The sequence below is a fragment of the Syntrophaceae bacterium genome (assembly GCA_013177825.1).
Taxonomy (GTDB): domain Bacteria; phylum Desulfobacterota; class Syntrophia; order Syntrophales; family PHBD01; genus PHBD01.
This window is the reverse complement of the sequence record JABLXX010000006.1, coordinates 202,846-224,628: the sequence shown is the minus strand read 5'-3', so window position 1 is coordinate 224,628 and position 21,783 is coordinate 202,846. Positions and strand designations below refer to the sequence as shown.

Sequence of the window (21,783 nt, the reverse complement as noted above, 5' to 3'; positions counted from 1 at the left end):
CCGGTTTTTTTGTGCGGAGTCTGGGTGGGGGAAGAGCCCCTCTATGACGGGATTTCCCGTTTCAGGATTTCCAGGGTTTTTCGCGTTTTTTCGGCCTCTGCCGCGTCTCCCCGCTTCTCATAGAGAAGCCGGAGGCGCTCCAGGTAGGCGAGGACGACCCGCTTCCAGCCGTTCCGGGATGCCTCTGCAAGGCCCGTTTTGAGCAGGGATTCGCCGCTGTGTCCCATCCTGACCGCCACGCCGATGCCGATGAGGCGGGAGAGGGGATCCTGGATCCGGCCGGCTTCCCGGTCGACGGCCTCGTCTTTTCCGTCCCGAAGGGCTTTCAGAAGGCCCCGGTAGGGATCGGGAAGGTTCCGGTCGTCCACGGAGGGTAGTTCTCCGGTCAGAAACCGGTGGAAGGCCCTGTTTTCGGGCATGAGGCGGAGCGCCTCGATTTCCCGGTAGGGCCGGTCGTCGAATGTCTCCAGGCAGGCCGTCAGAACGGCGTACCGGGTCAGATAGGCCCGGCCGAGGACTTCCATGTCCCCGCTCATCCGGATGGCCTCCACGGCATTGCGCCAGTTCGCTTCCGCCGGGCCGTCGCGGCCGGCCAGGTACCGTTCCTTGAAGGATTCCAGGTTGTTGTATCCGTCGGTCGTCCAGTCGGGCACCCGGGCGCCGCCGCAACCGGCCAGGGCGGCGGCCATCAGTATCACAAGGGCGAGAGCGAGGCGGTGCGTCATGGCAACTTGATCTCCCGTTCCTTCTTGAGGGGAACGATCCGGTCCAGGTCTTCCACGGTCCGGCCGATGGACTGGATGGTTGCGTCGATGTCTTTCCGGAGCAGGTGCAGGTCTTTCGTCGAGGCCGCCGCATCGGAGGTGACCTTGGTGACGTTGTCCAGGGCCGTATTCAGTTTTATCAGCTTTGCCAGAACATCCGACAGGATGGAGCGGACCAGCGGCAGCACGCCGTCCTTGCCGTAGAGTTCCACGTCCGTCTTGCCGGCCATATCGTCCAGCTTGACGAGGATGTCCCGGATCTTCTTGACGGACTCGTGAAGCGATTTCACTGTTTCCGGGTCCCCAAGGGCCATCTCGGCGATGGACTTCTTGTCGGTGAAATTGGCCGTCACCTGTTCGGCGTTCCGGAGGATCATGTTGACGCTTCCCTTCGGATTGGCCAGGTTTCCCGTGATGGTCTCGATATGGGAGACGATCTGCCCCACCTTCTCGATGATCGGGGTGAGCTGCTTGATGGCCTCGTTGATGTCGTTGACGACCACCAGTTCGAGCACCTTGTCCTCCGGCAGGATTGGGCTGGCCAGGTTCTCCGTCGAGACGATGAGGCGGGGGGATCCGATGAGGGGCTTGTAGAGGCTGAAGACGCTGTTGGTCCGGATCCATTTCACGTGACGCCGGGGCACCTTGATCTGGATAATCACGACGCCCTGATCGTTCAATTCCATCTGGTCGACCCTGCCGATCCGAAACCCGGCGAAATGGATGGGCATGCCCTCCGCCAGATCCTCGCCGGTTTTCGAGGAGAGCGTAAAGGTGTGCTCCGCCTCGAACAGCCCTTTCTTGTAGGCCATATGGGACAGGAAGAGAATCATCATCAGGGCCGTGATCGACAGGAACAGCCCGACCTTAAAGTTCGTCGATATCGACCGGGATATCTTCATAGCGCTCTCGGTTCCAGGGATAATCGAAAATCACGCAGGACGACCACAAATCCTCGACTTTTGTCAGCATGTCGTGGAAAAAACGGTTTTCCTGGAGATCCGGCACGATCTTCAGGGGGCGGTCGATCACGACGAACGCCTCGGGGACCAGGACGGCCCGGATCAGCATGGCGCAAAACCGCTCCTCCGCCGACAGGTTGGGATTCCGCCGGTATGCGATTCGCTCCATGTCGAAACGCTGCAGGTACGAAAGAACCAGGGCTTCTGCCTCTCGTTTCGGGAGGTTCTCGCGGAACTGCTTGATTAGGGCGAGGTTTCCCAGGATGTCCAGGTTGGAGATCAGGGGCACATCCATGGCCACGAGCCCCAATCGATCGCGGTGCTCCGCCGAGGTGACCGCCAGCGTACGCTCCAGGATTTCCTCCCGGGGGAAAAGTTTCAAAGAAATCTGAGTAGTAATGATAGCACCTCGATAATGACGATGGCAATGAAAACCTTGACCATCCCATTGAGCACGGAGACGGGGATGCTTGTCAGTTCGTCGGTGGCCCGAAGGCCGAAGCGGATGGGGATCAGGGTGATGAAAAAGCCCAGCAGAATGCACTTGACCAGGAGGATGAACAGATCCGAGAAGTCCGCCGACAGGAACAGAAGGTTTGTGTATTCATTGATGCCCAGGTCGAAGAGAAACCGGCTGAACAGGGCGCCGCTGGCAAGGGCGAGGATGGAAAAGAGGCTGCTCAGGCAGACGATGGACAGGATTCCGTTGATGATCCGCGGGAGGAAGAGATAGTCAAGGACGTCGATGCCGAACACATCGAGGGTCTTGAGCTCCCGGTTGACCTTCATGACGGCGATCTCGGCGTTGATGGCGGAACTGGAGCGCAGCGCGATCAGGAGAACCGTCATGAAAGGGGACAGCTCCGTCACGATGAAGCCCATCAGGACCGATCCCATGCGGTCGGCGAGGCCGAAGTGCTTGAGCACCTGCAGGGTGATGCCCACCATGGGGGACCCGAAGAGAATGGAAACGGCGATGAAGAGGGGAAGTACCTGGACGGAGGTGAAGTAAATCTGGTTGACCAGGACCATCCGCATGGCGCTGTTGTAGGATGTCCGGTCGAACATCTTGAAGAAGACAAGGCTGGAAAAGGCCAGCGTCTCGTAAAAGGACCTGGCCGTCCGGATGCTTGTCTCTCCGATCCGCTCGATGGTTGCGTACATGATCCCGTTCTTGATTCACCCGGCATCCGCCGGAGGAGGGTGAAAACCGCGGAAATGATACTACCACAGGTGGGCCGGCCCGGCAAAGAGGATCTGGAGATCTTTCCAGGGGTTCCCAAACGTGTTATGAATGCATAGATTCGCCGGAAGACCGGCCTGCGGCGCCGGGAACCGGAATTGCCGGCTGTCCGGAGGGAAGGGGTCCGATGAAAGCAGGAAGAATCACGTTCCCGGCGGCCTGGATGCCGGTGCAATGGATCGGAGGGAGAGCGGCATGAAGATCATTCGTTTTGCCGATCCGGAAGGCCGGATCGACTGGGGGATGGCCCGCGACGACCGGGCGGACGAGGCATGGGTTCTGAAGGGGGATCTCTTCGGTGGTTTCGAGGTCGGCGCGGATTGCCGGCCCGTCAGGCGGCTCCTCTGCCCCCTGTCTCCACCGAACATACTTGCCCTCGGCATCAATTACCGCCAGCACGGGGATGAGTTCGCCATGTCCTATCCGGAGCAGCCGGTTCTGTTTCTGAAGGCCACGACGAGCCTCATCGGTCCGGGCGATCCGATCCTCCTTCCCCGGGCCGGTGCAGAACACGTGGATTACGAGGCGGAACTGGCGGTGATCATCGGCCGCCGGGCCAAGAACATCGCCCCGGAGGAGGCGATGGAATACATCTTCGGGTATGCCTGTGCCAACGACGTCAGTGCGCGGGACTGGCAGATCGAGAAGCAGAAAGGGCAGTGGGCCCGGGGCAAGAGTTTCGACACCTTCTGCCCGCTGGGACCCTGGCTTGTGACCCGGGACGAAGTGGCTGACCCTGGAAACCTGCGGATCCGCTGCCTGGTGAACGGGCAGGCCCTGCAGGACGCCTCCACCGCCGACATGATCTTTCCGGTGGCGGCCATTATAAGCAACCTGAGTCTTTCCATGACCCTCGAACCGGGAACGGTGATTCTCACGGGGACGCCGCAGGGCGTTGGATTCACGAGGAAGCCGCCGATTTTCCTACATGCCGGCGACACGGTAACCGTGGAGATCGAGGGAATCGGGACCCTCACCAATCCTGTTCTTCAGGAGAACCGACCGGCCTGACCGGTTGCGAGTGAACGTTCCCGGCTGTGGAGAAGGCGGTTGACAAAAGTCCGGATCCGTTTATAAGACCGGATCACGCGAGCCGCCGCATATTCTTCCGGCGAGGCAAGAGTTTTCAGCAAAGTGCATGGGGAGGAAATATGGCCAAGGAAGGCAGCAGCCGGAGAACCTTCATTCTGTTTCTCCTGGCGTTTCTGATCGCCTTTTTTATCGTCTCCTTCGTGGAGGTCCTGAAATCGTCATTCGCTCCGTCTGGGACGGAGATTCCCAACGCCAACGCCGTCAGCGTCCGGGCGCCGGGCTCCTTTGCCGATCTGGCGGAGAAGGTGAAACCGGCGGTGGTCAACATCAGCACGACCAAGACCGTCCGTTCCGGCGGCCGGGGGATGCTCCGGAGTCCCTTCGGGCAGGACGATTCCATGGATCGGTATTTTGGGGACGATTTCTTCCGCCGGTTCTTCGGCGATACACCGCGCACCTTCAAGCAGCGGAGCCTGGGCTCGGGGTTCATCATCAGTTCCGATGGATACATCTTCACCAACAATCACGTCATCGAACAGGCCGACAAGATCCTCGTGAAGCTCTCTGACAGCCGGGAGTTCGAGGCCCGGGTCATCGGCCGGGACGCCAAGACGGACCTCGCCCTCATCCGGATCAAGACCTCCGACAGCCTGCCCGTGGCGGAACTGGGAGACTCGGAGAAGATCCGGGTCGGGGACTGGGTCGTCGCCATCGGCAACCCGTTCGGCCTGGACGCGACCGTGACGGCGGGCATCGTCAGTGCCAAGGGAAGGGTGATTGGGGCCGGGCCTTATGACAACTTCATCCAGACCGACGCCTCCATCAACCCGGGCAACAGCGGCGGTCCCCTGTTCAACATGGAGGGGAAGGTCGTAGGCATCAACACGGCCATTGTGGCCCAGGGACAGGGAATCGGTTTTGCCATTCCCATGGAGATGGCCAAGGCCATTCTTTCGGATCTGAAGGCAAAAGGGAAGGTGACCAGGGGCTGGCTGGGGATCTCCGTGCAGGATGTGACGGAGGACCTGGCAAAGAGCATGAAGCTACAGGACCGGAGCGGAGCCCTGATTTCCGACGTGTTCAAGGGAGATCCCGCCGACAAGGCGGGAATCCAGGCAGGAGACGTCGTGACCGAGATCAACGGCAAGAAGGTGAAGGACACCCACGATCTCCTGCTCATGATCGCTTCGATGCATGTGGATGACCGGATTTCCGTAAAGGTGCTGCGGGACGGCGTGGAACGAACGTTCCAGGTTGTCGTGGAGGAACGGACCGACTCGAAGGAGATGGCACGAGCGAGAGGCAAGGACGAAAAACAGGACTTCGGCATCGCCGTTCAGGACATCACGCCGCAGGTGGCCCGGTACCTGGGGATCGCTCCGCGGAGCGGCGTTCTGGTGACGGAGGTTCGGGAGGCGAGCCAGGCGGACGAAGTCGGCCTGCAGCCCCAGGATATCATCCTCCAGGTGAACAAGGTGCGGGTCACTTCCGTAAGGGATTATCAACGGGAGATCTCCAGGAAGAGCGACAAGAACACGGTGCTCCTCCAGATCAAGCGGGGCCGGGCCACCTTTTACGTGGCCCTCCGGAAGTAGGGTTCCGGACGACTACCACGGCCATCCCCCAGGCGCCTCCTCCCGGGGAACCCCGGTGAGGAGGCAGCCACCCCTCCTCTTTTCCAGCCGACAAGGCAAAATCATGGACAGCGCTCCTTCGACCGTCGATCTCTATGCAAGGATGAACGCCCATTTCGGGGACCTCGGATGGTGGCCCGGGGAGACCCCCTTCGAGGTCGCCGTCGGGGCCATCCTGACGCAGAATACGGTCTGGACGAGCGTGGAGAAGGCCATAGGGAACCTCAAGGAGACCGGCTGTCTGACCCCGGAGGGGCTCTTCGGGCTGGACGAAGCGGGACTGGCGGAACGGATCCGCCCTGCGGGGTATTTCCGCGTCAAGGCTCGCCGCCTGAAGGCATTTCTCTCTTTCCTGCATTCCCGCTACGATCTGAGCCTGGAGCGGATGTTCCGGCAGGATGCCGGGACGTTGAGAGATGAATTGCTGTCCGTTCACGGGATCGGGGAGGAGACGGCGGACAGTATTCTCCTCTACGCGGGGAACCGGCCAGTGTTCGTCGTCGACGCCTATACAAGGCGGATCCTGGCCAGGCATGAATGGATCGATGGATCGGAAACCTATAGAGCCGTTCGGGACGTGGTTGTTCGCGGCCTGCCGGAGAACGTGCCCCTCTTCAAGCAGTATCACGCGCTCTTCGTCCAGACGGGGAAGGTGTTCTGCCGGAAAGCAGAACCACGCTGCGAAGGATGTCCCGTTGACGGCCTCGGCCCGCGGCGGTCCGGACGGAAGGGAGAACCGGATCGTGCATGATTATACAGGTGTTATCCACCTTCACTCGGAGTATTCCTTTGACGGGCGGACGCCGGTGGCCGAGATGGTCCGGGCGGCCCGGACATCGGGAGTTCATTTTCTCGCCCTGACGGACCATGCCTGCATCACCGCCCGGGACCGGGGCTGGGAAGGATGGCACGACGGCGTCCTCGTCCTCGTTGGCCAGGAGATATCACCGCGCTTCAATCATTATCTGGCGTTCGGTCCCTGCGGGGCCGTCGACATTCCCGACGACACGGAAGAAGCGGATCCGCAAAGCTACATCGACCGTGTCCGGGAAGAGGGCGGCATCGGCTTCATCGCCCACCCGGACCACAAGGGAGCCCCTCTGTTTCACGTGAAACACTATCCCTGGAAGGACTGGAACGTCACCGGTTACAACGGCCTCGGCATCTGGGATTTCATGACGGACTGGCAGGGATCCCTCACGGGACACGGAAAGGCCGTGGCGAGTTACCTGATGCCGGGCCTGTTCCTCCGAGGGCCCGAGCAGGAGACGCTGGCCCGATGGGATGCCCTGGGGCGGGAGCGACGGGTCCCGGGGATCGGCGAGTGCGACAACCACAACACGACAAAGCGCTGGTTCGGTGTGGCCATGCCGGTCTTTCCCTTTGCCCGGGTCCTGCCGATTCTGCGGACCCACATCCTGACGGAGGAACCCCTGCCGGAGGAGCCGGGGCCGGCGGCGGAAGCGGTCCTGGAAGCCCTGGCGCAGGGCCGCTCCTATGTGGCGAATGACTGGTTGGGATCCTCCACCGGGTTTCGCTTTCACGCGGAACGACCGGGTGGTGACGTCGCCATGGGAGAAGATGCCCCTTTCCGGTCCGATGAAGACTGCGTCCTCACCGTACGGGTTCCCGGGGAAGGACGGATCCGCCTGCTCCGGGACGGGGGCCTGGTAAAAGAGGAACAGGGGCGTTTGCTTTCCGTGCCGGCCCCGGGGCCCGGGGTGTACCGGGTGGAAGTCAGACAGCGATTCTGGGGACGCTGGCGACCCTGGATCTATTCAAATCCGGTTTATTTACGGGGAACGTCGTGAAAAAAAAGTTTCTGAAGTGGCTTGGCAAAACGGTGGTTGAATCCGGCCTCATCATCCCCCTGGCGCACAACCTGATCCGCGGTTACCTGTTGCTGGTGCGGCTTGAGGTAATCGGAGAGGAGCGGATGCTTTCCCATCTCCGGGGCGGCGGCAAGGCCATTGCTGCCCTGTGGCATCAGCGGGTTCTCGGCGTCGTGGGATACGCTTCGCGATTCCGGGAGTTCAAACCCTCGGCCATCGTCAGCGCCAGCCGGGACGGGGATCTTATCGCCCGGCTCGTGGTGCGCCTCAATTTCCGGCCTGTCCGGGGATCCAGCACGCGGGGCGGCCGGGAGGCCCTCTCGGCCATGATCGAGGACCTGCGGGAGCATCCCTTTGCCGTCCATGCCTCCGACGGCCCCACGGGACCCCGGGGGGTCATCAAGGCGGGCCTGATTCGCATGTCCCAGCTCTCCGGAGCCCCCATTGTTCCTGTGTTCATCTCCTTCAGCCGGGCCTGGGTCCTCGGCAGCTGGGACCGGATGCTGGTCCCGAAGCCCTTCAGCACGATCGTCGTCCGGTGGGGAGACCCCATCTACGTCCCGGCGGATCTCGATGGCCAGGGATTCGAAGACATGAGGCTGAACCTGGAGCGAAGCATCCGGGAGGGGCAGGATCGGGACGACCGGCGTTGGGGATGGAAAAATCTGCTTCTGGAAGGTCTATGACGCAGGCCGGGTGCGACGTCAGGCCGCGGCCGGTCCGCTCCCCGTCCGTCCCTGCTTTTTTTTAAAGGGATGACGTTCCGATCAGCTTCAGGGCTTCCCTCTCGAGAACCTGGACGGCCACGATCATCATCTGGAACCGTTGGTCCTTCGTCTGGCCGTGGTAGAATCGATAGTAGATCTGCTGGGCAATGACGGCCAGACGGAAGAGGCCGAAGGTCTGGTAGAAGTCCATGGCCTTCGTCGTGATGCCCATTTTCCGCAGGTAGTACTCGATCACCCCCTCGCGTGTGAGGGCTCCCTCCAGGTTGGTCGGCCCGAAGAGGATGACCTGACGGTCCGGAGAGTCGTCCTTTTCCACCCAGTAGGCCAGGGCGCCTCCCAGGTCCATCAAGGGGTCGCCGATGGTGGCCATTTCCCAGTCCAGGATCCCGATGACCCGGAAGGGGTCGTCCGGGTGAAGGACCACGTTGTCGAAGCGGTAATCGTTGTGAATCAACGAAACGCGGTCCGATTCGGGCGGCTGTTTTTCCGCGAGCCAGGTCATGACGGCCTCGAAGTCCGGAGCGTCGGGCGTCCGGGCGTTCCGGTATCGCCCGCTCCATCCCTCCACCTGGCGCCGGACATACCCCTCCGGTTTGCCGAAATCGCCAAGCCCGGCCTTCTTTACGTCGACGCTGTGCAGATCGACTAGGACATCCAGCAGATTCTCGCTGAGCTTCCGGGCCTCCTGCGGCGTGAAGATGAGCCCTTTCGGCAACTCGCGCCGGAGGATGATCCCGCGGATTCTCTCCATGACGAAGAAGGGGCAGCCGAGGATCGATTCGTCCTCCGTGTAGACCAGGGGTTCGGGACAGCAGGGGAAGGAAGGCCGGAGGGCCTTGAGTACCCGGTATTCCCGGCCCATGTCGTGGGCCGTCTTGGCCTTTTTCCCGAAGGGAGGCCGGCGGAGGACCATCTCCCGGCCGCCACAGCGGATCAGATAGGTCAGGTTGGAATAACCGCCGGGAAACTGCTCCACCGCCATCGGCCCGTCCAGGCCGGGAATGGCGCTTCTCAGGTACGGCTCAAGGCGAGTGAGATCCAGTTCCTCGCCCGGGCGGATCGCCTTGGTTCGATCGATGTAATCCACGTCCATTCTCCTTTGCCGCAAGGACTTCCCGTCCAGGAGGATGCCGCGGGGCGGGACGTCCCGTGTCTCTCGCCGGCAGTCGGCCGGCAGGGCACCAATTTCCCCGCGGAGCGGGGACGTTTTTCCTTTCAGGCCTTCCTGGCCACCACCTGCTTGATGATCCGCCGGGCCACGGTGACCTTGTGTACTTCGTCCGCCCCGTCGTAGATCCGGGCGGCCCGCTCGTGGCGGTAGAAATAGGCGATGATCGTATCGTCGGTCATCCCCATGCCGCCGTGAACCTGAAGGGCGCGGTCCACGACCCGCTGGAGGACGCCGGCGACGTAGAACTTGATGAGAGAGATGTCCTCCCGGGCCTCCTTGACGCCCAGGTTTTCGATCTTCCAGGCGGCGTGGAGCGTCATGAGGCGGGCCGCCTGGATCTCGGCGGCGGATTCGGCGATCCAGGCCTGGACGATCTGGCGTGAAGCCAGTGTGTTGCCGTCGGGCGAAATGACCCGGCCGGCTGCCCGCCGGCACATCAGGTCGAAGACGCGGTTGCAGATGCCGAGCCAGCGCATGCAGTGGTGAATCCGGCCCGGCCCGAGTCGCTCCTGGGCGATGACGAATCCCCATCCCTCCGGACCGAGAAGATTTTCCCGGGGGACCCGGCAGGACTGGTAGAGGATCTCGGCATGGCTCGCGAAGTCGCTTCCCTGGTGTCCCATGACGGGTATGTTCCGGACCAGGTTGAATCCGGGGTTGTCCGTGGGGACGATGATCATGCTGGCCCGCATGTGCGGAGCGGCGTCGGGATTCGTGACGGCCATGACGATGGCGAAGGCCGCCCCGTCGGCCGACGTGCTGTACCACTTCTGGCCGTTGATGACGTAGTCGTTCCCGTCGGTGACGGCGGTCGTGTCCATCATCACCGGGTTCGATCCCGGGAGGTCCACCTCCGTCATGGAGAAGCAGCTGCGGATCTTCCCCTCCACCAGCGGCTTCAGGTACTGGATTTTCTGCTTCTCCGTCCCGTATTTGTGCAGGATCTCGATGTTTCCCGCGTCCGGGGCGTGGCAGCCGAAGACGTAGTGGCCGATGGGGGACTGGCCCAGGACCTCCGAGACGAGGGCGTGATCCATCAGGTTGAGTCCCATGCCGCCGTACTCGGGCGGATGGTTCGGCGCCCACAGCTCCATCTGCCGGACCATCCGGCGCTTTTCCTCCAGGACGGGGAGGAGGTCCCGGAAATCCGTGGTCAGGAATTCCGGCTCGAGGGGAAACAGCTCCTTCCGGACGAAGTCGTCCATCATCCCCGTGATGGCCTGCATTTTGTCGGATACGGCGAAATCCATGGGACACCTCCTCTACCGGGGATTACCGGTATGTGATGACGGACGGATCCCCCTCCATTTCGAGGTGGGTCGTCCCGTTGAAGGACAGCAGGGAAAGCCGGTCCCCGTCGTGGAGTAATTCCGTGACGGAGGCGTTGCGGATCATCCAGGCCAGGCGGAACGTCTCCTCCGTGGAGAGGCCCAGGGCCGTCTGGACGGTGGCGGAAATGGCCCCCCCGGAGGTGAAAACGGCGATCCGGCTGCCCCGGCCGTTCCGCTGCAGGACCTTTTGCATGCCCGAGGCGACGGTGACGCGGAAATCGTCCCAGCCCATGATCTCCGCCGGAGGTGCCGGGTCGTCGATCCAGCGGCGGACGACCGCTTCAAAAATCCGCTGGAAGGCCTTGCGGTCTTTGTAAAGCCGTTCCAGGTTGCTCTCCAGGGACGGATTGTCGCGAATGACCAGCGGGAAATAATGCAGAAAGATCGACCGGGATGGATACTCGTTGAATTCCGGGATGGTTTCGAGAGGGGGAAGAGGCCGTTCCCGGCCGTCGTAATGGGCTAGCACGGCCTGGGCGGTGTCCTGCTGTCGTTCGAGTTCTCCCGCGTATACGGCGTCGAACGTGCTGCCTGTCTTGAACAGGTGCGCGGCCAGGATCCGCGCCTGCCTCCACCCCATCCGGGAGAGGCGGTCGTAGCGGTCTTTGCCGAAGGAGGCCTGGCCGTGGCGGATCAGGACGATGCGGCTCACAGCAAGGCCCTCTCTTTCTGCGCGGATTCACGGCGCAAAGGGAAGACCGGGGCAGTTCTCATTTTTTTTTACTTCTCCACGGTGCGGCTCTTCTCGCGGGAGAGCCAACTGGAATAAGCACACATCTTCGCCAGGACCCTGACAGCCCGTTCCGGCGTCTGGAAGGCGACGCCCTTGTAAGGGCTCCCCTCCACTTCCACGATCGACCGGCTGTCTTCATCGTTCAGGAGGGCGACGCCCAGAACGGGTTTTTGGTAGGTCTCCATCATGCGGACGGCGAATCGGGAGAAATCGGCCTCGCTCTGGCGTGCCAGGGCAATGCTGCCTTTTAGTCCCTCTTCCGAGTAATTGGGGTCCGTCAGGATGGCCGAATCGGCAACCGTCCGGAAGAAGCTCACCCGCCCCAGCATTCCCAGGTGGAGAACGGCGTCGCATTCTTCCCATTTCAGGAGTTCTTCTATGATTTTCTGCGGGATCAGGGGGTCGAACTCGGCCACCAGGTCGATGGGGTTCGTCCGGCTCCAGTAGGGAGGCAGAATTTTATCGATGCCCGCAATGATTTCGTCCGTCAGGTTGGGAATCACGAGTCCGTTTTCGACGCAGAGATCCGTCGCCACGACACCCCATCCCCCGCCCAGGGTCGCTATGCCGATCCGGCTTCCCTTCGGCAGGGGGAGGGCGGAGAATGCTGCGGACAGATCCAGGAGATCCGTGGGATGATCGGCCGGGACAATGCCTGCCTGGCGGCAGGCGGCCTGGAAGACGGCGATATTGGAAGCCAGGGCACCGGTGTGGCTGGCCGCGGCCCGGTTCCCGGCATCGGTCCGTCCGCCCTTGAGAACCACCACCGGCTTCCTGCGACCCACCCGCCGGGACGTCTCGATGAATCGCGCCCCGTTCTTGATGCTCTCCAGGTACAAAACCACCGTGCGGGTCATGTCGTCCTTTTCGAAGGCGTCGAGGAAGTCCTCGATCGTGATCATTCCTTCATTGCCGGAGCCGCAGAAGGCCCGGATCCCGATGCCCTGCGATTTCGCGAATGCCAGAAGCTGCGTTCCCAGGTTTCCCGACTGGGCCACCAGGGACATTTCCCCTGCCCCGGGCCGAACGTGCATCCCCATACAGTAAAAATGGTGATGCGGGTTGCACAGGCCCATGGTGTTGGGGCCCAGGATCAGGATGCCCAGCTCACGCGCCTGGGCGACCAGTTCCCGCTCGAGCTGCCGCCCCTTGTCGCCCGTTTCGCTGAAGCCCGAACTGATGAGCACGACACGGCGGATCCCCTTGGCGGCGATCTCGGGAATGACGGCGGAAACGCTCGCCGCCGGAACGGTGACCACCGCCAGGTCCACCGGTCCGGGGATGTCCGTCACCGATTTGAAGACGGGCCTCCCGGCGATGACTCCTCCCTTGGCATTCACCAGGTAAAAATCATGTTCATATCCACCGGCGGCCACGTTGGTGAACAGCATATGGCCCCATTTCCCGATGATTCCCGAGGCGCCGATGAATGCGATGGACCTGGGGTAAAAGAAGCCTGCCAGATCCTGGGGATCGACGGGCTCCGCCGCCGCCGGGGGCGCGGCTCTTTTCCCAAGCACGACGAGGGCATCGACGGCGGTAACGCGGCCGTCCGGCCCGATCAGCAGGGGGTTGATGTCCACTTCCGTCACTTCCGGGCTGTCCTCCGCCAGGCGTGACAGACCCGTCAGGGTCCTGATGAGTTCATCCCGTAAGGCCGGCATCTCCCCCCGGAAGGGACCGAGCATGGCGGCGGCGTTGATTTCTTCCAGCATCAAGGCGGCCTCTGCCTCGTCGAAAGGGGCAACACGGAATACGACGTCCCGCAGGGCCTCGGTGAAAATGCCGCCAAGTCCGAACATGACCACGGGGCCGAACAGGGGGTCGCAGAAAAGGCCTGCTACGAATTCCCGGCGGCCCGAAATCATCGGCTGCACCAGGTATCCTTCCAAGTCGGAACCGGCCGCGTTCTCGATGACCAGGGCGGCCTGTCTTACCTCTTCATCCGTGGTCAGGTGGAGCTTTACCAGCCCCCGTTCCGTCTTGTGGGTCAGGCGCGCGCCCAGACCCTTCAGGACAACGGGATAGCCGAGACGGCGGGCTGCTTCAAGAGCCTCCTCGGGAGCCGTGCAGGCGGCTTCTTCCACGACGGGGATGCCGTATTGCCGGAGCAGGGTCTTCGACTCCGCTTCCGTCAACGCGGATCTCCCTTCCTGGAGAGCCTTCTGAATTCCTGCAGTGACTTTCATGAAACACCTCTACGGGCAAGAAACGTCGTTCACGGAAAGAACGCGGCTCGACCCATACCACAGGCGAACCGGTTCTGCAATTGTAGACAGCAAAAGCAGGAATGGTGTGGAATGAACGCGTTCAGACGGACGGAGGAAGATTCCGGAAGGCCCGTCCGTCGGGAGTGTACTCGACAATGGCTCCATCTTCCTCCCGCATTCGCGTAAGGATGCCTTCAACGACCCTGCCCCGGGTGGAACCGATGGCTTCCTCCAGGGTCCGGTAGCGGCACAGTTCCTCGATGGTCAGGAGAGTCGGAAGGACCATGTTGAACCGTCCCCGCCGGGAATCTTCGAGAACGTCCCCGGGGGTGCGCCAGACATGCTCCGTCAGCTCGATCCCGTCGTGGAGCGCCTCCTGGTGTCCCGGTGCCTCCGCCAGGAAAAAGCGGACGTCGTAGCGCAGGGGAAGGAACTCCGGTGTGATCCAGTGGGAGTAATAATGGAGCCGGTCGCAGGCCAGCGTCAACTCCTCCTGTTCGAGGATGTCCGCAAAGGAGGTTTCGCCTTCGATCAGGCGCCTCCGGAGGGATCGCAGCCTCTCCGTTTCCCCGTCGGGGGAAGGAGAGAGGATGCTGCCGTCGGGGCGGTAGGCCAGGAGTATGCCCACTTCCTCGAAGGTCTCCCGGACGGCCGCGACCCACGATCCAAGGGCGATTTCCGGTGAAGGGCTTGCCTCCAGGATCCCCAGGGCCCGGGAGGGCGTCAAGCCCGTGCAGAGCCGTTTCAGGCGCTCCGAGCCGTCCTCCTCGTCCAGGACACCTCCCGGGAAGACATAGGCGTCGGGGACGAACCTGCTCCTCCGGTCCCGGCGGACCATGAGCACTTCGAAGCCGCCGCCCCCGGGGGGACGGCGGAGCAGAATGACAGTGGATGCTTCCTTCGGGACAACAGGCATGGCCGGTCCTCTCTTCATGAAGCAGGGTCTTCCTTCGAGGGCCCCACGCCGTTATTTCTCCAGGGCAAGCCGGAGCACGTCCATCATGTCGTCGACGAAGTGGAAGTCGATTTCCTTCCGGACTTTCGCCGGGACGTCTTCGAGATCCTTTCGGTTCCAGCGCGGGAGCAGAATCGTCCTGACGCCCGCCCGATGCGCCGCCAGGACCTTCTCCTTGATGCCGCCTACAGGGAGGACAAGACCTCGAAGCGTGATCTCGCCAGTCATGGCCAGGTCTTTTTTCACAGCCTTGTTCGTCAGCAGCGACGTAAGAGCCGTGAGCATCGTCACGCCCGCCGACGGCCCGTCCTTGGGGATGGCTCCGGAAGGCACGTGGATATGGAGATCCCGGTCCTCGAAGAAATCCTCCGGGATTCCCAGTTCGGCGGCGTTGGACCGGATGAAGCTCAGGGCTGCCGAGGCCGATTCCTTCATGACGTCTCCCAGCTGGCCCGTCAGGGTGAGGCCTTTTTTCCCCTTCATGGAGGTGGCCTCGATGAACAGGAGGTCGCCGCCGGCGGGGGTCCAGGCCAGGCCCATGGCGACCCCGGGCTTGGAGACGCGGGCATGCATCTCCGAAAAGATCCGGACGGGGCCCAGATACTTGTGGAGGTCCCCGGTGCGGATGGAGGCCTTCTGGATTTCTCCCTCGGCGATGCGGCTGGCCACGCCGCGGCAGATGTTGGCGATTTCCCGCTCCAGGTTCCGGACGCCCGCCTCCCGGGTGTATCCGCAGATGATACGCCGGATAGCCCCTCGGGAAAAGCGGATCTGCTCGGCCGTGAGGCCGTTTTCCCTGATCTGCCTGGGAATCAGGTAGCGCAGGGCGATGTGGACCTTTTCCTCCTCCGTATAGCCCGGCAGTTCGATGATCTCCAGGCGGTCCCGCAGGGCCGGCGGGATCGTTTCGAGGATGTTGGCCGTGGTGATGAACATCACCTTCGACAGGTCGAAGGGCACGTCCAGGTAATGGTCTGCGAACGAGTTGTTCTGTGCCGGGTCCAGGACCTCCAGGAGCGCCGAGGAAGGATCCCCCCGGAAATCGCTGCCGAGCTTGTCGATCTCGTCGAGCATGAAAACGGGATTGTTCGACTCGGCCCGCCGGATTCCCTGGATGATGCGTCCCGGCAGAGCGCCGACGTAAGTCCGGCGATGCCCCCGGATCTCCGCCTCGTCCCGCACGCCGCCCAGGGACAGGCGGTAGAACTTCCGTCCCAGCGCACGGGCGATGGACGTGCCCAGGGATGTCTTTCCGGTGCCCGGAGGGCCTGCGAAGCAGAGGATGGGCCCCTTGGAGTCCGGCTTGAGCCTCCGGACCGCCAGGTACTCCAGGATGCGTTTTTTCGGCTTTTCCAGACCGTAGTGGTCGTCATCGAGGACCTTCCGGGCCTTCCGGATGTCCAGTTTGTCTTCCGTGCTCTCGTGCCAGGGAAGGGACGTGATCCAGTCGAGGTACGTCGAGGCGACGGTGAACTCCGCCGAGGACGGATGCATCCGGGACAGCCGCTCCAGTTCCCGGAGGGCCTCCTTCTTTGCCTCTTCCGGCAGGTCTTTGGACTCGATCTTCGCGCGGTACTCCTCGATCTCGACCTTGGATTCCTCGTCCTCTCCCAGCTCCTTGCGAATGGCCGCCAGCTGCTGGCGCAGGAAGTACTCCCGCTGGCTCTTGTCGATATCGTTTTTTACCTGCGACTGGATCTTGCTGCCCAGTTCCAGGATCTCCACCTGGTGGTTCACCAGACGGGTCACTTCACGGAGACGCTCCTTGACCTCGAGGGCCTCCAGGATTTTCTGCTTCTCTTCCATGGTGACGTTGATGACGGAGGCGATGATGTCCGCCAGGATACCAGGCTCGCTGATGTTCTTCGCCATGGCCCCGAATTCCTGAGGCAGGAAGGGAGACAGCTTGACAATGCGGTCGAATAGGCTGACGAGGTTGGCCATCAGGGCCTCCACCTCGATGTCCATTCCGCCGCTGTCCTCCAGGGTTTCCACCCTGGCGCGGATGTAGGGCTTGCCCTCGACGAACTCGATGACCCGGAACCGGCTGATGCCCTGAACGAGCAGCTGGGCCTTGCTGTCGCCGATCTTGGCCATCTTGAGGATAACCGCGCTGGTTCCGATGTCGAAGAAATGGCTCCGGTCGAGCTTCGTCTCCTGGGGTGGAGTCTTCGCCACGAGCAATCCCATCACCCGGTCCGACGACATGGCCTCGTCGACGAGCTGGATCGCCTGCTCACCGGAGACCTCCATCGGGAACATCATCCGGGGATAAACGGCCACATTGAAGAGCGGCATGATCGGAATCATGCCGGGGACTTGAACCGTACCGGCCTCAATCTTCACTTCGTCGGGAACTTTCAATTCCTCCATGATTGCCTCCATTCGGGTCGTTCCACACACCGCTATAGAGTAAGCATGAACGGGCAGAGATCAAGGGATGGATTTCAAGTGTGATTCTGGATGTGCACGCGATGGACCCGATCCAGTGGCTTTTTGACCATCCGGATGATCAGGAGGCCATTGACAAACGAGGCACGGACATGGTCCGCATCGACGGGGGCCGGAAGGGAAATGCTGCGCTCGAAGGGGCCGAAGGGGATTTCAGCCAGCCGGAAGCGCGCACTGCCTTCCATGGGTGTTTCGGAGCGCTGTCCCGAGACGGTCACGGTATCCGAAGAGACCTCCAAGTGCAGGTCTTCCCGGCGAACGCCGGCGATTTCGACCAAAAGCACGATTTCATCGACGGTTTCGTACATGTCCATATGAGGCTGCCAGACACGAAGCCCTTCCTCCCGGTCGGACTGGAAAAAATGAAGGGCGTCCTTGGGCATGTGGCCCGGGATCACCCGGTGGGATTCCTTTCCGAAGCGAATTCTGATGTATGGCATGGGCCGTCCTCCCGGAGGCAGATCTGTGGAATGTCCGTAACGGAGAAATGAATACAATGGCCTCCGGCAGAAAATCAACCGTTGTTTTTCCCGTCCTCCTGGAGTAGGAAGGCCCCATGATGCCGAAAGCATGGGATGTCCTTTCCACCCGCTATGACCGTTCCTTCCGGGTCTTCCGCCTGCGGACCGACCGGGCCCGCTCACCCCGGACGGGCAAGGATCACGATTTCTTCGTTCTCGAGTCCCCGACCTGGGTAAACGTCATTCCGCTTACACCGGAGGAAGAGGTGGTCCTGGTCCGCCAGTACCGTCACGGCACCCGGGAAGTCACCCTGGAAATCCCGGGTGGAGTCATGGAAGAGGGCGACACGCCGGAAGGGGCGGCCCGGAGGGAGCTTCGGGAGGAGACGGGCTGGAGGGAGGAGCGGATGACCTCTCTCGGCTATGTCATTCCCAACCCGGCCATCCAGAACAACCGCTGCTACACGTTCCTGGCGGAGGGAGTAGTTCCGGTCGGCGCACAGGAGCAGGACGACAAGGAGGATATCGAGGTCGTTCTCCTGCCGCTGGCGGAGATTCCCCGGCTGATCCGGGAAGGGGAGATTCGGCATTCCCTCGTGATCGCCGCGTTTTACCGATATTTCATGGAGTACCGGCACAGCGGAGCCTGAAAGCCTCAGCCGGAGTGGGAACGGGGGCTTTCTTTCCGGGCCGCTCCAACCGGCGCGGTTTCCCCTTGCCCATGGCCTTCTCCTATACGGCTTTCTTCGCCTTGAAAGGGACGCATTTTTCAGATACGCTCGAAACCGTGGATGCAGGAGGATAACCGGTCGTGAAAATCGATGCCGACAGCAACCGTCCCTGGGGTTTCTACGAAGTCCTTTACGACGGAGGCGAGGCCAAGGTGAAGCGGATCCTGGTCCGTCCGGGCGGCCGGTTGAGCCTTCAGCGCCATCGCCGGCGGGCCGAGCACTGGTTCGTCATCCGGGGAGAGGGGACGGTGACCCTGGATGTCCGCGAAATTTCCGTGAAGGCAGGAGATGCCATGGATATCCCCCAGGGAGCCCTCCACCGGATCTTCAACAGCGGCAGCGGCGATTTGGTTTACATCGAGGTTCAGACAGGAGACTATTTCGGCGAGGACGACATCGAGCGCCTGGCAGACGATTACGGGCGGGGAAACGATGGCTGATCCCGCCTGTTTCACGTGAAACGAACGGTTTGGAACGTGAATCTCTCCGGCGCGTCTCCCCCTCGGGGGCTCCCCGTAAGGATGCGATGTCCTCGGCAGTGAAGATGTTCATGGACCGTTATGGAGGATATGTCATGATGCAGGAGCGGTCTTTCGATCAGGGGCGCTTTCGAAATGCCTGCGAGGAGATCTGCCGGACTTTCGGCGTGCGTCCGGAGCTTTTCCTGGCGGTCCTGCTGGCCTGTGCCGTCCGCGGCAAGACGGACTGGAACCGGGAGTCGGTGCTGGAGGTCGTCGGCCGGCTCCAGGAAGGCCAGCCGCCCGGAGCGGTCGTTGAAGACTTCACCATCGCGCCGTTCGGAGGATCGGCCAATTGAGGCCGACAGCGGCGATCCACGAATCCTCCTTCCGGGGCCGGCCATGACGAGCTCGGGCAGCGAAACGAAACCGACCCTCTACCTGGTGGACGGAAGCAACTACCTCTTCCGGGCCTTCTACGCCATCCGCGACCTCTCCAACTCCAAGGGGTTCCCCACCAACGCGCTGTACGGCTTCACCAACATGCTCCTGAAGCTCATCCGGGAGAATGAGGTACAGTACATCGCCGTGGCCTTTGACGTCAAAGGACCTACCTTCCGCCATGAGGCCTTCGACGGCTACAAGGCCACCCGCCGCGCCGTCCCGGAGGCGCTTCTGCCCCAGATTCCCTATGTCAAGGAGATCGTGCGGGGATTTTCCATCCCGGTTCTGGAGCAGCAAGGGATCGAGGCGGACGATATCCTCGGCACCCTGGCCAGGCGCTATGCGTCGCTGGGCCTTAAGGTCGTCCTGGTCTCGGGAGACAAGGACCTGATGCAGCTTGTAACGGACGACGTGATCCTCGTGGACACGATGAACGACAAGACCTACGACCGGAAGGCCGTCCGGGAGCGCTTCGGCGTGGAGCCGGAGCAGGTGCCGGAGATTCTGGGCCTGATGGGAGACGCCTCGGACAATATCCCGGGCGTGCCTGGAATCGGCCAGAAAGGCGCCCAGCGCCTCATCGAGGAGTTCGGGTCCGTCGAAGCGGTCCTTGGAAACCTGGGCAAGGTACACAACGGCCGGGCAAAGGCCGCCCTGACGGAATTCGCCGACCAGGCGCGCCTGAGCCGGGATCTGGCAGTCATCCGCACGGACTCCGACGTGCCCTTCGACCTGGATGAGGCCCGCTGGAGCGGTCCGAACACCGAGGTTCTCAAGGAGCTGTTCCGGGAATTCGAGTTCTCTTCGCTTCTCCAGCAGCTGAAAATCCGGGAACAGTCCGTGGAGGGGGAGTACCGGCTCGTCTGGACGGAGGCGGAGCTGAAGGTCCTCGTGGACCGTCTGTCCCGGGAGGAATCCTTCACCATCGGCATCCTCATGGACGGCGAGGATCCCATGAAGGCTGACCTGGTTGGGCTCGCGCTTTGTCCCGCTCCCGGGGATGTGAGTTACCTGCCCCTGTCGCCGGACGGGGGGAGCGAGGAACTGCTCCGACTGCTCCAGCCCCTTCTGGCTGACGAGAAGGCGGCCAAGAACGGCCATGACCTGAAGGCCGCCGCGATCCTGCTCGCCGATCGGGGACTCCGTATGACGGGACTCGGCTGCGACACCATGGTTGCTTCCTACCTCCTGAATCCGGCACAGCCGTCCGCCGACCTGCCCGATGTGGTCACGGAGCACCTGGGCCGTCATGTCCCGGCCCCCCGGGAAGTGGTGGGCAGCGGCGCCAAGGCCGTTCCCTTCCGGTATCTTCCCGAGGAGGCACGCCTGTCCTATTCCTGCAAACGAGCCGACGGGACGGCGGGCCTGGTCCCGGTCCTTCTGGAGAAGATCCGGGAAGGCGGACTGGGCGACCTGTTTCACCAGGTGGAGATGCCTCTGGTGGAGGTCCTGGCCGCGATCGAGCGGAAGGGGGTGCTCGTCGACACGGAGCTGCTGAATAAGATCTCCCGTGAGATGGGCGGGCTCCTGTCAACTTCGGAGGATCGGATCCACACCCTGGCGGGAGAGCGCTTCAACATCAACTCCCCGAAGCAGCTTCAGCAGATCCTCTTCGAGAAGCTGAAGCTTCCCCGGGGGCGCAAGACGAAAGAGGGATATTCCACCGACGTCGACGTCCTGACGAACCTGGCGGCCCAGCACGAGCTTCCGGCGATGATCCTGGCTCACCGGAGCCTGGCGAAGCTCAAGTCCACCTACGTGGATGCGCTGCCCCTCCTCGTGAACCCGAAAACGGGGAGGATCCACACGTCCTTCAACCAGACCGTCACAGCCACGGGACGCCTTTCCAGCAGCAACCCGAACCTGCAGAACATCCCCATCCGCACCCCCGAAGGGCGGCGGATCCGACAGGCCTTCACGGCCCCCGAGGGAATGGAGATCGTCTCCGCCGATTACTCCCAGATCGAGCTTCGGGTCCTGGCCCACCTCTCCGGGGATCCGGCCCTGGTCGAGGCCTTCGCCTCCGAGGAAGACATCCACACCCGAACCGCCTCGGATATCTTTGGCGTCTTTCCGGGCATGGTGACGCCGGACATGCGCCGTCAGGCCAAGGTTATCAACTTCGGCGTCCTCTACGGCATGAGCGCCTTCGGCCTGGCGAAGGAGCTGGGAATTTACCAGAAGCAGGCCCAAGCTTATATCGACGGCTACTTCCAGCGCTACCAGGGGGTGCGGGTATTCCTGGACGGCATTCTCGAAGAGGCCCGCCGGCAGGGATACGTGACGACCCTCCTGAACCGCCGCCGCTATCTGCCGGAGATCAAAAGCTCCAATGCCGCGGTGCGCCAGTTTGCCGAGCGTACGGCCATCAACATGCCCATCCAGGGAACGGCCGCAGACCTGATCAAGGTGGCCATGGTGAATATCCACCGTCTGCTGGAGAAGAAGAAACTCCGGTCGGCCATGATCCTCCAGGTACACGACGAACTGGTCCTGGAAGTACCTTCGCCGGAGAAGGAGGAGGTCATGACCCTGGTGAAGCGGGAGATGGAGGAGGTCATTTCGCTTCAGGTTCCCCTGAAGGTCGACATCGGTTCCGGCCTGAACTGGGACGAAGCCCACGAGTGAACCGTCCCGGCATCG

General features: G+C 62.3%; 20 protein-coding genes. 9 read left to right on the top strand and 11 right to left on the bottom strand.

Annotation, left to right across the window (positions count from 1 at the left end; genetic code table 11):
* Positions 1-41: 41 nt before the first annotated feature.
* The 4 genes from HPY65_13990 to HPY65_13975 are packed head-to-tail and all read right to left on the bottom strand — an operon-like array spanning position 42 to position 2,893.
* A complete protein-coding gene (locus HPY65_13990) occupies positions 42-725 on the bottom strand; it encodes a hypothetical protein (protein ID NPU85583.1) in 684 nt (227 codons plus the stop codon).
* Positions 722-1,666, bottom strand: coding sequence for a hypothetical protein (locus HPY65_13985; protein ID NPU85582.1), 945 nt, complete (start codon positions 1,664-1,666; stop codon positions 722-724). Before HPY65_13985 ends, HPY65_13990 begins: the two co-directional genes overlap by 4 nt.
* Positions 1,632-2,108, bottom strand: a complete 477-nt coding sequence (locus HPY65_13980) for a hypothetical protein (protein ID NPU85581.1) — start codon at positions 2,106-2,108, stop codon at positions 1,632-1,634. Before HPY65_13980 ends, HPY65_13985 begins: the two co-directional genes overlap by 35 nt.
* Positions 2,105-2,893 (bottom strand): ABC transporter permease, encoded by a 789-nt coding sequence (locus HPY65_13975; protein NPU85580.1) that lies wholly within the window; start codon positions 2,891-2,893, stop codon positions 2,105-2,107. Before HPY65_13975 ends, HPY65_13980 begins: the two co-directional genes overlap by 4 nt.
* Positions 2,894-3,164: 271 nt before the next feature.
* Between HPY65_13975 and HPY65_13970 the strand changes: the two genes are divergently transcribed.
* From HPY65_13970 to HPY65_13950, 5 genes are all read left to right on the top strand, one after another.
* Positions 3,165-3,980, top strand: a complete 816-nt coding sequence (locus tag HPY65_13970; GenBank protein ID NPU85579.1) for a 5-carboxymethyl-2-hydroxymuconate isomerase — start codon at positions 3,165-3,167, stop codon at positions 3,978-3,980.
* A 140-nt stretch (positions 3,981-4,120) separates the two neighbouring features.
* Positions 4,121-5,596 (top strand): DegQ family serine endoprotease, encoded by a 1,476-nt coding sequence (locus tag HPY65_13965; GenBank protein NPU85578.1) that lies wholly within the window; start codon positions 4,121-4,123, stop codon positions 5,594-5,596.
* Positions 5,597-5,699: 103 nt separating this feature from the next.
* Positions 5,700-6,386: an endonuclease III domain-containing protein gene (locus tag HPY65_13960; GenBank protein ID NPU85577.1), complete on the top strand. Its 687-nt coding sequence runs from the start codon at positions 5,700-5,702 to the stop codon at positions 6,384-6,386.
* Positions 6,379-7,446 carry a PHP domain-containing protein gene (locus HPY65_13955; GenBank protein ID NPU85576.1) on the top strand — a complete coding sequence of 356 codons (1,068 nt, stop codon included), beginning with the start codon at positions 6,379-6,381 and terminating at the stop codon, positions 7,444-7,446. The genes HPY65_13960 and HPY65_13955 overlap by 8 nt, the downstream gene beginning before the upstream one ends.
* Positions 7,443-8,153 carry a lysophospholipid acyltransferase family protein gene (locus HPY65_13950; protein ID NPU85575.1) on the top strand — a complete coding sequence of 237 codons (711 nt, stop codon included), beginning with the start codon at positions 7,443-7,445 and terminating at the stop codon, positions 8,151-8,153. The genes HPY65_13955 and HPY65_13950 overlap by 4 nt, the downstream gene beginning before the upstream one ends.
* Before the next feature lie 61 nt (positions 8,154-8,214).
* Here HPY65_13950 and HPY65_13945 read toward each other — a convergent pair whose 3' ends face one another.
* The 7 genes from HPY65_13945 to HPY65_13915 form a co-directional block, all read right to left on the bottom strand.
* On the bottom strand, positions 8,215-9,282 hold the full coding sequence (locus HPY65_13945; protein NPU85574.1) for a phosphotransferase family protein: 1,068 nt from the start codon (positions 9,280-9,282) through the stop codon (positions 8,215-8,217).
* Positions 9,283-9,410: 128 nt separating this feature from the next.
* Positions 9,411-10,616 (bottom strand): acyl-CoA dehydrogenase, encoded by a 1,206-nt coding sequence (locus HPY65_13940; protein NPU85573.1) that lies wholly within the window; start codon positions 10,614-10,616, stop codon positions 9,411-9,413.
* Between the two features lie 22 nt (positions 10,617-10,638).
* On the bottom strand, positions 10,639-11,349 hold the full coding sequence (locus tag HPY65_13935) for a histidine phosphatase family protein (GenBank protein ID NPU85572.1): 711 nt from the start codon (positions 11,347-11,349) through the stop codon (positions 10,639-10,641).
* Positions 11,350-11,417: 68 nt separating this feature from the next.
* On the bottom strand, positions 11,418-13,619 hold the full coding sequence (locus HPY65_13930) for a CoA-binding protein (GenBank protein NPU85571.1): 2,202 nt from the start codon (positions 13,617-13,619) through the stop codon (positions 11,418-11,420).
* A gap of 121 nt (positions 13,620-13,740) precedes the next feature.
* Entirely contained in the window at positions 13,741-14,574 is an 834-nt protein-coding gene (locus HPY65_13925) for a hypothetical protein (GenBank protein ID NPU85570.1), read from the bottom strand.
* A gap of 33 nt (positions 14,575-14,607) precedes the next feature.
* The gene (gene lon, locus HPY65_13920) at positions 14,608-16,980 is read right to left on the bottom strand and encodes an endopeptidase La (protein ID NPU85569.1); all 2,373 of its coding nucleotides are present in this window, start codon (positions 16,978-16,980) and stop codon (positions 14,608-14,610) included.
* A 62-nt stretch (positions 16,981-17,042) separates the two neighbouring features.
* Complete coding sequence (locus HPY65_13915) at positions 17,043-17,486, bottom strand: Hsp20/alpha crystallin family protein (protein NPU85568.1); 444 nt, start codon at positions 17,484-17,486, stop codon at positions 17,043-17,045.
* A 116-nt stretch (positions 17,487-17,602) separates the two neighbouring features.
* Between HPY65_13915 and HPY65_13910 the strand changes: the two genes are divergently transcribed.
* From HPY65_13910 to polA, 4 genes are all read left to right on the top strand, one after another.
* A complete protein-coding gene (locus HPY65_13910) occupies positions 17,603-18,157 on the top strand; it encodes an NUDIX hydrolase (protein NPU85567.1) in 555 nt (184 codons plus the stop codon).
* Positions 18,158-18,324: 167 nt separating this feature from the next.
* Entirely contained in the window at positions 18,325-18,678 is a 354-nt protein-coding gene (locus HPY65_13905; GenBank protein ID NPU85566.1) for a phosphomannose isomerase type II C-terminal cupin domain, read from the top strand.
* An 86-nt stretch (positions 18,679-18,764) separates the two neighbouring features.
* Complete coding sequence (locus HPY65_13900) at positions 18,765-19,055, top strand: hypothetical protein (GenBank protein ID NPU85565.1); 291 nt, start codon at positions 18,765-18,767, stop codon at positions 19,053-19,055.
* 43 nt (positions 19,056-19,098) lie between these two features.
* A complete protein-coding gene (gene polA, locus HPY65_13895; protein NPU85564.1) occupies positions 19,099-21,768 on the top strand; it encodes a DNA polymerase I in 2,670 nt (889 codons plus the stop codon).
* Positions 21,769-21,783 lie beyond the last annotated feature (15 nt).